This is a genomic window from uncultured Novosphingobium sp., assembly GCF_964277725.1.
Lineage (GTDB): Bacteria > Pseudomonadota > Alphaproteobacteria > Sphingomonadales > Sphingomonadaceae > Novosphingobium > Novosphingobium fluoreni.
Genome location: NZ_CAXYKL010000088.1, coordinates 1 through 14,727 on the forward strand (window position 1 = coordinate 1; position 14,727 = coordinate 14,727).

Here is a 14,727-nt window from a genome sequence, read left to right on the forward strand (position 1 = left end):
CGGCCCGCCTTGCGTAACGCAATCTTCGTCACTCTGCTGACGATCTTCGGCGTCCTGGCAGGATTGGTTTCGTACTACGGCCTTGGCCACTCGGATGCGGTGGAGGATGCACCTTTCCTAGGGCGTCTGGCCAACCGCCTGATCTATCAGGGGCGCTCCGGCGAAGATTTGGGGCCGGGGCGCGAAGCCATGCTGTTGGCTGTCGAAGACCCGGCGTTTGCTGCCAATTTTGGCCCCGATGTTGATACGCCGGGTGGCTCCGTAACGTCGATCAGCCGCGCTCTTGCGTCGCGCATGGCGTTCGACGGTTACACCGGCGGCGTCGGTCGGATTCGGCTCGCGGGATACGCTCGGGGTCTCGAAGAGAGGCTGTCCAAGCGGCAAATCTTAGCCTTGTGGCTCGAAACTGTGGAAATGGGCAGCGTGCCGGAAGGATGGCTGAAAGGCTTCTTTCTCACCAGCCATCTTATGTATCACCGCTCCCCCGCAAAGCTGTCGGACACGGAATTTTTACGCCTCGTGGCCGTCGCGTCCGACCCTGATTCTTTCCATTTAGACCGCCCGGATCCAGCGCTGGACGAGCGTGTAACCCGCATCACGCGCCTGTTGGCGGGCACTTGCGTGCGCGAACGCAAAGGCGATGTGAAGCTTGCGCCCTGCGCCGAAGAACAGCCGTAGAAAAACATTTGTTCTCCTCTTGTTCGATGAGAACAAATAGCATACATCCAGTTTCGTGACATTGACCTTTCCGGTCAGGCAGGTAGCGAAGAGGGAACGACATGGCTGCTCAGCTCAAGCTGATCCAGGAAGGCAAGGAAAAGGACGCAATGGACCGCCAGAAGGCCCTAGAAGCCGCGCTTGCGCAGATCGATCGCGCGTTTGGCAAGGGCAGCGCGATGAAGCTCGGCTCCAAGGAGACGATGCAGGTGGAAGCGATTTCCACCGGATCCCTGGGTCTGGATATCGCCCTTGGCGTGGGTGGCTTGCCGCGTGGCCGTGTGATCGAGATTTACGGCCCGGAAAGTTCGGGCAAGACCACGTTGGCGCTGCACTGCATCGCCGAAGCGCAGAAGATCGGCGGCACTGCGGCATTCGTCGATGCCGAGCACGCGCTTGATCCGGTCTATGCCAAGAAGCTGGGCGTCAATATCGATGAATTGATCGTGTCGCAGCCTGATACCGGCGAGCAGGCGCTTGAGATTGTCGATACTCTGGTCCGCTCCAACGCGATCGACGTTCTGGTGGTCGATTCGGTCGCGGCGCTGGTCCCTCGCGCCGAAATCGAGGGCGAGATGGGCGATAGCCACGTCGGCCTTCAAGCGCGCCTGATGAGCCAGTCGCTGCGAAAGCTGACCGGCTCGATCAGTCGCTCGCGTTGCATGGTGATCTTCATCAACCAGCTGCGCATGAAGATCGGCGTCATGTATGGTAATCCTGAGACGACCACGGGCGGCAATGCTTTGAAGTTCTACGCTTCGGTCCGCCTCGATATCCGCCGCACCGGTGCGATCAAGGACCGTGATGAAGTCATCGGCAACGCCACGCGCGTGAAGGTTGTGAAGAACAAGGTCGCGCCGCCGTTCAAGCAGGTCGAATTCGATATCATGTACGGCGAAGGTGTCTCGAAGATCGGTGAGATTCTGGATCTGGGCGTTAAGGCCGGCTTGGTAGAAAAGTCAGGCGCCTGGTTCAGCTACGATTCGATCCGGATCGGGCAGGGTCGTGAAAATTCCAAGACCTACCTCAAGAACAATCCCGAAGTGTGCGAACGCCTTGAAAAAGCCATCCGCGATCGCACGGCTGGCTTGGCGGAAGAGATGATGGCTGGCCCGTCGGAAGAAGACGATAGCTGATGGTACTTGTCTGAATGGCTTTAGGAAGACTTGAGTTCTGAGGCCAGAAATCAGCTCTGGCCTCAGTTCTTTTGGCGGTTTGGCAAAAATGACGTCCGTCACCCAGCGTCCGTCTGCGATGCGAAGTCGTAAGGCGGCGTGGAACCGGGGATAAGGCCCATTCTTGAACAAGGTCCGATCACGCTGATCGCGCCTTCCTGCTTGCCGCAAGTGAACCCCCGGTTTATCGGCTCACCCTATGCGCTCCACGAACGAAATCCGCCGGTCTTTCCTTGAATACTTCGGCTCGCACGGTCACGAAGTTTCACCCTCGGCCCCTCTGGTACCCTACAACGATCCGACGTTGATGTTCGTCAACGCCGGTATGGTGCCGTTCAAGAACGTCTTCACCGGCCTTGAAAGCCGTGAGACACCGCGCGCCACGTCGTCGCAGAAGTGTGTGCGGGCAGGCGGCAAGCATAACGATCTAGACAATGTGGGTTACACCGCGCGGCATCACACCTTCTTCGAGATGCTCGGCAATTTCTCTTTTGGGGACTATTTCAAGGAACAAGCGATCATCCACGCCTGGACATTGCTGACAAAGGTGTGGGGCCTTCCGGCCGAGAAACTGCTGGCCACCGTCTATCACACGGACGACGAAGCGTTCGAACTGTGGAAGAAGATCGCGGGGCTTCCCGAACATCGCATCATCCGCATCGCCACGAAGGACAATTTCTGGGCGATGGGGGATGACGGTCCTTGCGGGCCGTGCTCCGAGATTTTTTACGATCACGGCGAGCATATCCCCGGTGGGCCTCCGGGATCGCCTGATGAGGATGGTGACCGCTTCATCGAAATCTGGAACCTCGTGTTCATGCAGTTCGAGCAGGCGGGCGGTGAGATCATCGGCGATCTTCCGCGCCCCTCGATCGATACCGGCATGGGGCTGGAACGGATCGCCGCGGTGCTGCAGGGCGTTCACGACAATTACGACACCGACACTTTCAAGGCCCTGATTGCGGCGTCGGAAAGCCTCACCAGTGTATCGGCCGAGGGCGGCCATCGCGCCAGCCACCGCGTTATCGCCGATCACTTGCGTTCCACCGGCTTCCTCCTGGCGGACGGGGTGTTGCCGTCAAACGAGGGCCGCGGTTACGTCTTGCGCCGCATCATGCGCCGGGCGATGCGCCATGCGCACCTGCTGGGTGCGAAAGACCCGTTGATGCATCGTCTGGTGCCCGCGTTGGTCGCTGAAATGGGCCAGGCATTCCCTGAACTCAGTCGCGCCCAGCCGATGATCGAGGAGACGTTGGAGCGCGAGGAAATCCAGTTCCGCCGCACGCTTTCGAACGGTCTGCGCCTGCTGGACGAGGCGACGAACGGCATGACCGAGGGCGGTGAACTCCCCGGTGAAACCGCCTTCCGCCTCTACGATACCTTCGGCTTCCCGTACGACCTTACCGAAGATGCGCTGCGCTCTCGCGGGATCAGCGTCGATCGCGCTGGGTTCGACACGGCGATGGCTCAACAGAAGGCCGCCGCACGCGCTGCCTGGAAGGGTTCAGGCCAAGCGGCAGATAGCGAAGTCTGGTTCGATATCGCCGAGCGCGAGGGCGCGACCGAGTTCACCGGCTATACCGCCGACAGTGGCGAGGGCCGCGTAGTCGCGCTGGTGCGCGACGGGCAGGAAGTTACGTCCGCCCAAGCCGGCGAGGACGTCATCATTCTCACCAATCAAACCCCGTTCTACGGTGAAAGCGGTGGCCAGGTCGGCGATGCCGGAACCATCGTCGATGCGCCAGGAAGCGGCAGCGGCGAACTGGCGATCACTGTCAACGATACCGCCAAACCGCTCGGCCGCCTCCACGCGATGCGGGGTCATGTGGATGCAGGCAGCATCAAGGTCGGCGATACGGTGTTGCTGACAGTCGACATTGATCGGCGTGACGCGGTTCGCGCCAACCACTCGGCCACCCACTTGCTGCATGCAGCCTTGCGCAATCGCCTGGGTGACCATGTGACGCAGAAGGGATCGCTGGTAGCGCAAGAGCGACTGCGCTTCGATTTCTCGCACCCGAAGGCATTGACGCCCGAAGACATCGCGGTGCTCGAGGCGGACGTCAACGCGGAGATCCGTCACAACGATCCGGTGACCACTCGGCTGATGAGCCCCGATGATGCCGTGGCCGCAGGCGCCATGGCGCTGTTCGGCGAGAAATATGGTGACGAGGTGCGCGTGCTGGCGATGGGCCGGACAAACGGCAGCCGCAACTACTCGGTCGAGCTATGTGGCGGCACCCATGTGCGGGCGACGGGCGACATCGGCGTGTTCCGCATCGTGTCGGAGTCCGCCGTGTCATCGGGTGTGCGCCGGATCGAGGCACTGACCGGCGAAGGTGCGCGACGCTGGCTGGTGCAGCGCGAGGAAGCCTTGAAGGGCGCTGCCGGCCTGCTTCGCACCTCTCCTGAGGATGTCGAAGCAAGGGTCGCGGCCCTGCTTGAGGAGCGCAAGAAGCTGGAGCGCGAACTGGCCGACGCCAAGCGCGCGATCGCTTTGGGCGGCACTGGCGCGGCAGTGGATGCTCCTGCGGATGAAGATATAGGCGGCATCAAGTTCTTCGGCCAAGTGCTTGAGGGTCTGGACCCGAAGGAATTGCGGGGCTTGCTGGATCAAGCAAAGCAACGGCTCGGTTCTGGCGTGGCGACGATCGTGGCGGTGAACGACGGCAAGGCCAGCATCGCCGCAGCGGTTACGGACGATCTTGTCGACCGGGTCAGTGCTGTCGCGCTCGTTCGCGCTGGTGTGGAAGCGCTGGGCGGTAAAGGTGGCGGCGGCCGCCCGGACATGGCGCAAGGCGGCGGTCCGGATGGCTCCAAGGGGGCCGAGGCGCTGGCAGCTGTAAAGTCGGTAATCGCCGGCTAGTCTTGCGACCGTGGCTTGGCGCGTGTCAGCGTATGTTGCGCGCGCCTGTGCTTCGGCGTTCTCATGCCCTATGATATCGCTGTCCCCGGGGGCAGGAGCCCTCTGATATGGCTGGCTTCATCAGGGGCGGGCACGGGATCGTTGATGGGCAGCGAGCGGATCGGTCGCGGTGTCCACCCTCCCGCTTCGTGCGCATTACACCACACGGGCCTAGATCAGGCGGTGCGGTCCCGCATGGTGGAACTGCGCAGGGCCGGTTTCTCTGTCAGGCCGCCTTCTTCCATCAATTGCGTGCGCAAGGCATCCCGCTTTTCGTGGATCGAGGCGATGACCGGGCCCATCGGTACGCCCAGATCGACCAGCACGGCTTCAGACAGTTGCAGTGAGCTTTCGAGCGTTTCCGGCACTGCCTGGCTCGCCCCGGCACGGTAGAGCACGGCGGCATGAGTCGTGTCTCGGGCGCGGGCGATGATAGGCAGGTCGGGGTAGGCGCCCCGGAGGCGGCGGACGAGGCGCTGTGCAGAAACCGGCTCGTCCATCGTCAGGATCACCGCCGTGGCCTTGTCGGCACCAAGGCGCTCGAGTGCGTTTCCGCGCGCCGCATCGCCGAAGGTGACGGCGTACCCCTGATGCTTGCCGTCACTCACCAGATCGGCGTCGCTGTCCACGGCGATGTACGCCTTGCCGTGCCTGGTAAGCATATCCGCCACCAGTTGCCCGACTCGCCCGAAGCCCACGATGATCGCGCGCGGCGCATGTTCGTCGGGGAGGGCGCTTTGCGGCTCGTAGCGGTCGATCCGTCGCGCCATGGTGCGACCCAGCAGCGCCAGCAAGGGGGTGATCGTGAGGCCCAGAGCGGTTACGATCTGCCAGAACTGCGAAGTGCCCGGACTGATGAGTTGCGCGGTAGTGGCGGCGGTCAGCACGATCAGGGTGGTTTCGGAGGGGCTGGACATGAGGATGCCCGTCTCCATCGCGGTGCCCCGCCGCGCGCCGGTGATGCGCAGCAGCAGCCCGGTGACCAGGGCCTTCAGGGCGATCACGCCGAACGTGGCCAGCAGGATCGTGCCGATATTTTGCGCGACCACGGCGAAGTCGATGCTCATGCCCACAGTGATGAGGAACACGCCCAGCGCGAGGCCCTTGAACGGCTCGGTGATATGTTCGACCTCGCCGTGATACTCGGTCTCGGCGATCAGCAGCCCGGCGATCAGGGCACCGACGATAGGCGAGAGGCCCGCCGCCGCGGTCGATAGCGAGGCCAGGATCACCACGAGCAGCGAGGCGGCCAGGAACAGTTCCGGGCTCTTGGTGCGAGCCGCTTGCGCGAACAGCGGCGGCAGCAGGAACCGCCCCGACACCAGCAGCACCGCGATCACCGCGAAGCCCACCGCGACGGTCGAGACTATCGCGCTGAAACCGCCCGCGGCGCTCGGCCCCATGGCGCCGAGCAGAAAGATGATCGGCACTAGCGCGATGTCTTCGAACAAAAGCATGGCGAGGGCCGCGCGGCCAACCGGCGTTGTCGTATTGGTAATTTTCAGGACAAGCGCGGTGGAGGAAAGTGCCAGCGCCAGGCCAAGAGCCAGCGCGCCACCGATGTCATGTCCGATCGAGGCCAGGACGGCGGTGATCGCTGCACCTATCCCCAGCAGTTCCAGGGAGCCGAGGCCGAAGACCTGCCTGCGCATCTGCCATAATCGGCCAAACGAAAGTTCGAGGCCGATCGAGAACAGCAGCAGGATGATCCCGAACTCGGCGAAAATGTCGAGGCCCTCGGGGTCGGAGATCGTGATGTGATAGAGCAGCGGAAACTGCGGCACCAGGCGGCCCAGTCCCGAAGGTCCAACCAGCAGGCCGATCAGGATGAAGCCGATGACAGGCGTGATGCGGAAGCGTGCGAAGATCGGGATGACTGCGCCCGCAGCGCCGAGGATGACGAGGGCGTCGGAAATGAAGGGAGATGTCAGTTCATGCGGTGCAGCCATGCGTGTGCGATAGGGCACACGCGCCGCGTTTGTCACGACTGGCGGCGATCTTTTGTACTCTAAACGCAAAAACGGCTGCGCCCTGATGCAGGCACAGCCGTTTTCAGCACTCAGATCAGGAGTGTCAGGCCCAGGTGGCCATCTCCGCATCGAGATTCTGCACGATCTCTTCGAAGAATTGCTCGGTGGTCATCCATGGCTGATCGGGGCCGATCAGAAGCGCAAGATCCTTGGTCATCTTGCCCTGCTCGACAGTCTCGATGCAGATGCGTTCAATCGTCTCGGCGAACTTCACCACCTGCGGCGTGTCGTCGAACTTGCCGCGATAGCTGAGACCTTGGGTCCAAGCGAAGATCGAGGCGATCGGGTTGGTCGATGTGGCCTTGCCCTGCTGATGCTGGCGATAGTGGCGGGTCACGGTGCCGTGCGCCGCTTCGGCCTCGACCGTCTTGCCATCGGGCGAGAGGAGGACCGAGGTCATCAGACCCAGTGAGCCGAAACCCTGCGCCACGGTGTCCGACTGCACATCGCCATCGTAGTTCTTGCAGGCCCAGACGAACTTGCCAGACCACTTGAGCGCCGAGGCGACCATGTCGTCGATCAGGCGATGCTCATAGACGATGCCCTTGGCCTTGAACTGCTCGGCGAAGCCTTCATTGTCGAAGACTTCCTGGAACAAATCCTTGAAGCGACCGTCATAGGCCTTGAGGATCGTGTTCTTGGTCGACAGATAGACCGGCCAACCCAGGTTCAGGCCGTAGTTGAACGAAGCGCGCGCGAAATCGCGGATCGAATCGTCCAAGTTGTACATCGCCATGGCGACGCCCGAGGAGGGGAAGTCAAACACGTCGAGGTCGATGCTCTTGCCGTCCGCGCCGTCGAAGACCAAGCGCAGCTTGCCGGGGCCCGGGATCAACGTGTCGGTGGCGCGGTACTGGTCACCAAAAGCATGACGGCCGACGACGATCGGGTCGGTCCAGCCCGGTACCAGGCGGGGCACATTCGATATCACGATCGGTTCGCGGAAAACGACGCCGCCCAGGATGTTGCGGATGGTGCCGTTGGGCGACTTCCACATCTTCTTGAGGCTGAATTCCTCGACGCGGGCTTCGTCAGGCGTGATGGTGGCGCACTTCACGGCGACGCCGAATTCCTTAGTCGCGTTGGCGCAATCCACCGTCACCTGATCGTCGGTGGCGTCACGGTTCTCGATCGACAGGTCATAGTACTTCAGGTCGATGTCGAGGTAGGGGAGGATGAGACGCTCACGGATCCACTGCCAGATAATCCGCGTCATCTCGTCGCCGTCCATCTCGACGACCGGGTTCTTGACCTTGATCTTTTCCATGCAAACACTCCTGGGGGTGAGGATTTTGCGGCTTATTAGGCAGGGGGGCGTTGCTTAGCAAGGCAAGTGAGGGGCCCTTCACAAGTCCGATGGATGAAGGACGCGCCAACATGCGCTTAGATACGAAAAAGCCCGCTAAACCTTAAGGCTAGCGGGCCATTCGAATGGTGGGCGTAGCAAGGATTGAACTTGCGACCCCTACGATGTCAACATAGTGCTCTACCACTGAGCTATACGCCCGAACACCATCCGTTTTTCCGCCAATGCCAGATTGATCCGGCCCGTCGGAGGAGCGCCCTTTAACTGCGCCCCGGGCGGGATGCAAGCCCTGTTACGAGACTAAAGTCGAGCATGTTCAGCAAGGCCAAAAACACGCTGCACTTCCAGCACCAGATCGCGAAGGTGAAACGGCTTGGACAGAACCCGCGCCTGCGGCGCTTCACGACTGGCGCGCAAGGTGACGGCGGCGAATCCGGTGATGAACATCACCTTGGTGTGCGGGGAAACCTCGTTGCAGCGTTGCGCCAATTCGATCCCATCCATTTCCGGCATCACGATGTCGGACAAAAGGAGGTCGAACGCCTCTTGTTGAAGCAGGGGCAGGGCGTCGGTTCCACGATCAACTGCCACCACGTCATATCCCGCATTCTGGAGAGCGCGGGAAAGGTAGGTTCGCATGGCTTGATCGTCTTCGGCCAGCAGGATGCGGATCATTCTTGGATATTCCGAAAATCGCGCGTCGCTTACCGACGCCTTGAGCAGCTACATTAAGGGTGAGGAGTTAAAATTCCTGTCCGCGAAATCACGTGTTATCTCTTCCGCCATCCCCATCGGCCTTGTGACACGGGCCTTTGAACAAGACAGCAAAAACGTGATGCATAGGCAAAAATCACCCATCGAGTCCGCTATTTGCACCGGGGGGCGAATTCCTGGCCTGCCAGGCACCGCTGCCTACCGGGTCTGGTCCGCCAGTGCTTCCTGCCTGCCGGTGATGCTGGCCGTGCCACATGCGGGACGAGGCTATCCCCGCCGCCTGCTTGACGACATGCGCAACGCCGAATCGTCGTGCCTCAAGCTGGAAGATCGCTACGTCGATCGCCTGGCTCGTGCCGTGGCGCAGCAGACAGGAGCCGCGCTCTTAATCGCGCAGGCACCACGGGCGATGATCGACCTCAACCGCGCGCCAGACGATGTGGACTGGGAGATGTTCACCAGAACGGACCGGTCCGAGACGGTGACGCCCGGAGCTGGCCGGCGCGCTCGCACGGGTCTCGGCCTCATCCCGCGACGGTTGCCGGGGCTGGGAGAATTGTGGCGACGGCCGCTGGATGGGAAAGACCTGACGGAGCGGGTCACCCAAATTCACGAGCCGTATCACACCTGCCTCGGCGAGATGATACGCGCTCATGCCGAGCGGTGGGGTGCGGCCTTGCTGCTGGACCTGCACTCGATGCCATCGCTTCCGGCGCGGGGCGGGCATCCCGGCGCGCATTTCGTCGTGGGAGACCGATTCGGCGCGAGTAGCGCGGGGGCACTCGTGGCGTCAGCGTTCGCGCATTTTGCCCGGACTGGACGGGGCGCCGCCCACAATCGCCCCTATGCGGGCGGCTATGTGCTGGAGCGGCACGCGAAACCTTCCGCCGGTCTGCACGCGATGCAAATCGAGATCGACCGGGCGACCTATCTGGACGCCGAGTTGGTCGAGACCGGAGACGGCTTCACCGACGTGGTCGATGTGCTATGCGGCTTGGTGCGAACACTTTCCCAGGCCGTCGCCGAATTGGCCGAAGCCGGCAGTTCAGGCGTGTGGCCGTTGGCCGCCGAATAGTTTTGAATCGCCCATAAAAAACCACCCCGTGCAAATGCACGAGGTGGCCAAGGTTCAGGGAGGAGGTGCACAAAGTGCACCAACTTCGCCAAGCCATGAGGGCAGCGTTGGCGAAGCAATTGCAACATAATGGGACAACCGTTCCGTTGCAAGCGCGTTGTCGACGAACCGTTCACCGCAACGCGGATGGCCACGCCACCACCCGCGGCAGTGGTGGGATCAGACCGGCTGCGGTACCGCCGGGCCCTTTCCCTGTTCCACCTGGCGACCGAAAATGTCGCGCACGAGGTCGAGCGAGAACAGGTGCGCGTAGATCAGGGCGAGCAAGCCGCTCTGGTTCCAGTTGCGGAGGATGTCGCCGCGCAGCTCGCGCAGCTTGTTCTCATCCACCATGCGGAAGCCACGGTAGTTGAAGGGCTGGCCGTTGCCGACGTCGATGTTCAATTCGCCGTCCATCAGCAGGTTGTGCTTTTCCAGTTCCGCCATGAAGCTGGCGGTCTTCTGGCCGGCAATCTCGAACTGCTCGCAGAATTGCAGGGTCGCGCGGCAGCTTTCGCTCGGCTCGTTGCCATCGAACAGCGGCTGTCCCTCGTCCAGTTCGCCCACGAGGTCGCTGGTGGGATCGACGCAGAGCGACATCTCTTCCGAATCGGGCTGAACGCGGGCGAGGAGGAAGGGGTAGCGGCGGACGTAAGCCGGAATGTAGACAGGCTGCGGCACGTTGCCGTCATCCTCTACGAAAACGTTTACGCCCTCGTTCAAGCCCATAAGCGCGATCGGAAAGGGATTCTCGCCCGCGGTGAACACGATCGGGAAGTTGCGCTGCGCCAGCGGGAACTCCTCCACGGTCAGCGGCACGGTGTTGACGTTGGCCAGCCAGGTGGCCTTGTCGGTCGCGCGGCTCTTCCAGTTGCTATGCTCTTGCGAGCTCAGCAGCACCAGGTCGTTGTAGAAGAGGGGAAGGGATACGTTATCCGGCGCGCTGGCCATCGCTTTTCTCCGCATGTGGCGCGTTCTTGTAGCGCGCGGCCATAGGGCTTGGACCGGTCGTGCGCAAGCCGTGCCCCCGCCCGCGGATCAGATCAGCTTGCCGGGATTGAGCAGGCCATTCGGGTCCAGCGCGTGCTTTATCCGGCGCATCAGTTCGAGCTGCACCGGATCGCCCAGGCGAGCCAATTCATCACGCTTCAGCTGGCCGATACCATGCTCGGCGGAGATCGAGCCGCCCCACTGGGTGACGAGATCGTGAACGTCCCGGCTGATCGCTTTCCCGTCGCCGGAATGCCACGTGGGGCCATGCGTCCCTTGCGGGGCGATAACGTGAAAATGGACGTTCCCGTCACCCAGATGCCCAAAGGCGATCGCCTCGGTGCCTGGCCATGCTTGCTGCAAGCGGGGAACGGCTTCGTCGATGAAAGCGGGCATCGCCTCCACCGGCACCGACACATCGTGCTGCACCGCCGGGCCGCGGGCGCGCTCCGCCGCAGAGATCGAATCGCGGATTTGCCAGAACGCCTCGGCCTGGGTTTCATTCGCCGCGATCACCGCATCGTCTAGCAGGTCTTTTTCAAAGGCGGCCTCCAGCATCGCCTCGCACCGCTCCTGCAAGCCATCCGCGCCGGATCGATCACTGACAACCTCGATCAGAACATGCCACGGGTGTCCGCTTTCCAGAGGAGCGCGCGTGGCGGGGATGTGATCGATGACCGCCTCTAAAGAAGCTTGGGGCAGGATTTCGAAGCCCTCCAATCCGTCTGTCGCCATCGCCTCGCAATGAAGCAGCAGCGCGCGCGCGGTCTTCACATCGGCCACCCCGGCCCAGATCACCACCCGCCGTGCGATCGACGGCACAACCTTTAGAGTGGCCGCCGTGACGATGCCCAGCGTTCCTTCCGAGCCGATGAACACCTGCTTCAGGTCGAACCCGCGATTGTCCTTCTTCAGCGGCGTCAGGGCCGAGAAGACCTGCCCGTCCGGGGTCACCACTTCCAGGCCCAGCACAAGCGCGCGCATCGACCCATGCCGCAGGACTTGCGTCCCGCCCGCGTTGGTGGCGATCAGCCCGCCGACCGTGGCCGAACCCTTGCCGCCCAGCGTCAGCGCAAAACGCATTCCTGCCGCCTCGGCCGCTTCGTGCAAACTCTGGAGGATGACGCCTGCGCCACAGGTAACCTTTTGCCCCTCTACATCGACCGGGCCGATCGTATTGAGGCGACGCAGCGAGAGGAGCAGGGCGGTTCCCGTCTCGTCAGGCGTTGCCCCGCCGGCCATACCGCTGTTGCCGCCTTGCGGCACGATCGGCACGTGGTGCGCCACGCACAATCTGACCAGAGCAGCCAATTCCTTGGTCGAGGCGGGAGATGCCATCGCCATCGCCTGCCCGTGAAATCGCCCGCGCCAGTCGGTGAGCCAAGGCTCGATCAGGTCGGGATCGCGGGTCAAACCGCGGGAGCCAAGAATTTCATCGGCGGCGGCGAGGAATAGGGCGTTGTCGGTCATGGCCGTCTGATATGGCACAAAAGCCGCAGGCGCGCCTACCCACCCTCCGGCGCAGGTCGTCCCGGCCCAATGCGGGGGTTAAGCGGCCATTCAAGCGCTTGCGCTAGGGCCAAACTGCTGCTTTCAAAGCGTTAGGGGACAAACCACACCGATGAATCTTGCCAGTGCCTTGTTTGCGCCGTTGCTTCTGATTATCTCGGCGGTGAGCGGGGGTGACGATGAGTCCGCTGTCGAGCCATCGGTTCCCGACGAGGCGGCCGGTCTCTATCCGGAAGAAACCGCGACCCAGGATGCGCCCGACTGGCCGCTGGGTGTTATCCGCAGCTATGGCCCGCAAACCGCCGCGCAAGTGCATATCGAACAGCGCATGACGATCAGGGTCGCCCCGCGCGGAGGGGATGTTGTCGTGCCATCGCCGCCGCGCCCGATCGGCCCGCGCTTTTCGGAGCGGAAGATCGGCAAATGTCTCCCCGGCAACAGCATCGTGGGGGTAGAGCCGAACGGACCGTCGAACCTTATCCTGTTCCTGCGCGATCGGCGTATCGTCAACGCCGAGCTTGAGCGCACCTGCCACTCACGCGCGTTCTATTCCGGGTTCTACATTTCGCGCAGTCAGGACGGGATGCTGTGCGTCGATCGCGATACGCTGCTGTCGCGCAGCGGCTCCAGCTGCAAGTTGACGCGGCTGCGCCAGTTGGTCGCGCAGGAACGCTGAGGCCACCGCGGCTCGGCGTGGCAAGCAAAACCTTGACTTTCGCGGCCAGTTGCCTCTAGAGCGCGGCAAGCGTGCGTCAGTAGAACGCTGGATCGGTTACTGCCGGTCTCGCTTTTCGACTTAACCCGATTTATCCGGACATTGCCAAAGCCTATGAATTTCGCCGATCTCGGCTTGTCAGACGAATTGCTCAAAGCAGTCGTGGATTCGGGCTACACCACGCCGACTCCGATCCAGGAACAGGCGATCCCGCAGGTCCATATGATGCGCGATCTGATCGCCATCGCCCAGACCGGCACGGGCAAGACCGCCAGCTTCGTCTTGCCGATGATCGACATTCTGGCGAATGGTCGACGCCGCGCCTTGATGCCGCGCTCTCTGATCCTTGAGCCCACGCGTGAGTTGGCCGCCCAGGTCGCGGAGAATTTTGAGAAATACGGCAAGAACCACGACCTGAAGATGGCGCTGCTGATCGGCGGCGTGCAGATGGGTGATCAGGTGAAGGCGCTGTCCGAAGGCGTCGACGTGCTCATCGCCACGCCAGGCCGCCTGATGGACTTGTTTGAGCGTGGCAAGATCCTGCTGACCGGTTGCTCGCTGCTGGTGATCGACGAAGCGGACCGCATGCTCGACATGGGCTTCATCCCCGATATCGAGAATATCTGCACCAAGCTGCCCACCAGCCGCCAGACCCTGCTGTTTTCGGCCACGATGCCGCCGCCGATCAAGAAGCTGGCGGACCGGTTCCTGACCAATCCCAAGTATATCGAGGTTGCTCGCCCGGCGAGCGCCAACGTCAACATCGCGCAGTTCAAGGTCGCGGTGCCCGCGCGCAAGAAGCGCGACGTTTTGCGCCATTTGCTGCAGAGCGAGGACGTCAAGACCGGTATCATCTTCTGCAATCGCAAGACCACCGTTCGGGAGATCAACAAGAGCCTGAACGGGCACGGATTTTCGAGCGGTGAAATCCATGGCGACATGGATCAGGCCTCCCGCATCGCGGAATTGCAGCGGTTCAAGGACGGCAAGATCAACATCCTCGTTGCGTCCGATGTCGCCGCGCGCGGTCTGGACGTGAAGGGCGTGAGCCACGTCTTCAACTTCGACACGCCGTGGCATCCCGACGATTATGTCCACCGTATCGGCCGTACTGGCCGCGCCGGAGCGCTGGGACGCGCCTTCACGTTCGTCGCGCCGGAAGATGCCGAAGCGATCGCGAACGTCGAGAAACTGACCGGCGGCACTATTCCGGTCTATGACGCGGCCGGTTCCGTCGCGACTGCGGACGACGCCGAAGCCGAACCGCCCAAGCGCGAGAAGCGTGCGCGCAATAGCCGTCGTGACGGGCAGTCGGCACGGGAAGAACGGCCCTTGAAGGATGAACGGCCCACACGCGCAGAACGACCGGCGCGGGAAGATCGTCCGAGCGAGGAGCGTCCCCGCCAAGAAGCAGAAAGCCGCTCGCCGCGCCGCGATGCGGTGGCGGACAAGCCTCGGCATAACCGTAAGGCCCATGCCGAAGAGCAGCAGGGCGGTGACGACGGATGGAATGGCCCGGTGCCGAGCTTCCTTAACGTGTCAGCGCTTTCCT

The 14,727-nt window shown here is 62.4% G+C and carries 11 protein-coding genes and 1 tRNA gene; 6 read left to right on the forward strand and 6 right to left on the reverse strand.

Features of this window, described 5'->3' with window-relative positions; translation table 11 throughout:
• The 3 genes from ACHWRX_RS05075 to alaS form a co-directional block, all read left to right on the forward strand.
• Positions 1–678, forward strand: a 678-nt coding sequence (locus ACHWRX_RS05075) for a transglycosylase domain-containing protein (RefSeq protein WP_394658336.1), incomplete at its 5' end; no start/stop codon positions are given.
• Between the two features lie 101 nt (positions 679–779).
• Positions 780–1,853 carry a recombinase RecA gene (gene recA / locus ACHWRX_RS05080; protein WP_058735438.1) on the forward strand — a complete coding sequence of 358 codons (1,074 nt, stop codon included), beginning with the start codon at positions 780–782 and terminating at the stop codon, positions 1,851–1,853.
• Positions 1,854–2,091: 238 nt separating this feature from the next.
• Entirely contained in the window at positions 2,092–4,758 is a 2,667-nt protein-coding gene (alaS, locus tag ACHWRX_RS05085) for an alanine--tRNA ligase (RefSeq protein WP_394658337.1), read from the forward strand.
• A 215-nt stretch (positions 4,759–4,973) separates the two neighbouring features.
• Here the strand turns inward: alaS and ACHWRX_RS05090 are convergent, their stop codons facing one another.
• The 4 genes from ACHWRX_RS05090 to cpdR form a co-directional block, all read right to left on the reverse strand.
• A complete protein-coding gene (locus tag ACHWRX_RS05090; RefSeq protein ID WP_394658342.1) occupies positions 4,974–6,746 on the reverse strand; it encodes a cation:proton antiporter in 1,773 nt (590 codons plus the stop codon).
• A gap of 124 nt (positions 6,747–6,870) precedes the next feature.
• Entirely contained in the window at positions 6,871–8,094 is a 1,224-nt protein-coding gene (locus tag ACHWRX_RS05095) for an NADP-dependent isocitrate dehydrogenase (RefSeq protein ID WP_058735435.1), read from the reverse strand.
• Positions 8,095–8,259: 165 nt separating this feature from the next.
• Positions 8,260–8,334, reverse strand: a tRNA-Val gene (locus tag ACHWRX_RS05100).
• Positions 8,335–8,433: 99 nt separating this feature from the next.
• On the reverse strand, positions 8,434–8,808 hold the full coding sequence (gene cpdR, locus ACHWRX_RS05105; RefSeq protein WP_058735434.1) for a cell cycle two-component system response regulator CpdR: 375 nt from the start codon (positions 8,806–8,808) through the stop codon (positions 8,434–8,436).
• Positions 8,809–8,968: 160 nt separating this feature from the next.
• Here cpdR and ACHWRX_RS05110 point away from each other — a divergent pair, with 160 nt between their 5' ends.
• On the forward strand, positions 8,969–9,922 hold the full coding sequence (locus tag ACHWRX_RS05110; protein WP_394658338.1) for an N-formylglutamate amidohydrolase: 954 nt from the start codon (positions 8,969–8,971) through the stop codon (positions 9,920–9,922).
• 219 nt (positions 9,923–10,141) lie between these two features.
• On the opposite strand, the gene ACHWRX_RS05115 is transcribed toward ACHWRX_RS05110, so the two are convergent.
• Both ACHWRX_RS05115 and ACHWRX_RS05120 read right to left on the reverse strand, forming a co-directional pair.
• Positions 10,142–10,912 (reverse strand): SapC family protein, encoded by a 771-nt coding sequence (locus ACHWRX_RS05115; RefSeq protein WP_058735432.1) that lies wholly within the window; start codon positions 10,910–10,912, stop codon positions 10,142–10,144.
• 87 nt (positions 10,913–10,999) lie between these two features.
• On the reverse strand, positions 11,000–12,421 hold the full coding sequence (locus tag ACHWRX_RS05120) for an FAD-binding oxidoreductase (RefSeq protein ID WP_394658339.1): 1,422 nt from the start codon (positions 12,419–12,421) through the stop codon (positions 11,000–11,002).
• Positions 12,422–12,572: 151 nt separating this feature from the next.
• Between ACHWRX_RS05120 and ACHWRX_RS05125 the strand changes: the two genes are divergently transcribed.
• Together ACHWRX_RS05125 and ACHWRX_RS05130 are read left to right on the forward strand one after the other, a co-directional pair.
• On the forward strand, positions 12,573–13,136 hold the full coding sequence (locus tag ACHWRX_RS05125) for a hypothetical protein (protein WP_394658340.1): 564 nt from the start codon (positions 12,573–12,575) through the stop codon (positions 13,134–13,136).
• A 153-nt stretch (positions 13,137–13,289) separates the two neighbouring features.
• On the forward strand, positions 13,290–14,727 hold a 1,438-nt coding region (locus ACHWRX_RS05130), incomplete at its 3' end, for a DEAD/DEAH box helicase (RefSeq protein ID WP_394658341.1).

Coding starts and splice junctions, on each gene's coding strand:
- alaS (WP_394658337.1), top strand. CDS start 2,092: ATGCGCTCCACGAACGAAATCCGCCGGTCTTTCCTTGAATACTTCGGC.
- ACHWRX_RS05110 (WP_394658338.1), top strand. CDS start 8,969: ATGCATAGGCAAAAATCACCCATCGAGTCCGCTATTTGCACCGGGGGG.
- cpdR (WP_058735434.1), bottom strand. CDS start 8,808: ATGATCCGCATCCTGCTGGCCGAAGACGATCAAGCCATGCGAACCTAC.
- ACHWRX_RS05090 (WP_394658342.1), bottom strand. CDS start 6,746: ATGGCTGCACCGCATGAACTGACATCTCCCTTCATTTCCGACGCCCTC.
- recA (WP_058735438.1), top strand. CDS start 780: ATGGCTGCTCAGCTCAAGCTGATCCAGGAAGGCAAGGAAAAGGACGCA.
- ACHWRX_RS05095 (WP_058735435.1), bottom strand. CDS start 8,094: ATGGAAAAGATCAAGGTCAAGAACCCGGTCGTCGAGATGGACGGCGAC.
- ACHWRX_RS05125 (WP_394658340.1), top strand. CDS start 12,573: ATGAATCTTGCCAGTGCCTTGTTTGCGCCGTTGCTTCTGATTATCTCG.
- ACHWRX_RS05120 (WP_394658339.1), bottom strand. CDS start 12,421: ATGACCGACAACGCCCTATTCCTCGCCGCCGCCGATGAAATTCTTGGC.
- ACHWRX_RS05115 (WP_058735432.1), bottom strand. CDS start 10,912: ATGGCCAGCGCGCCGGATAACGTATCCCTTCCCCTCTTCTACAACGAC.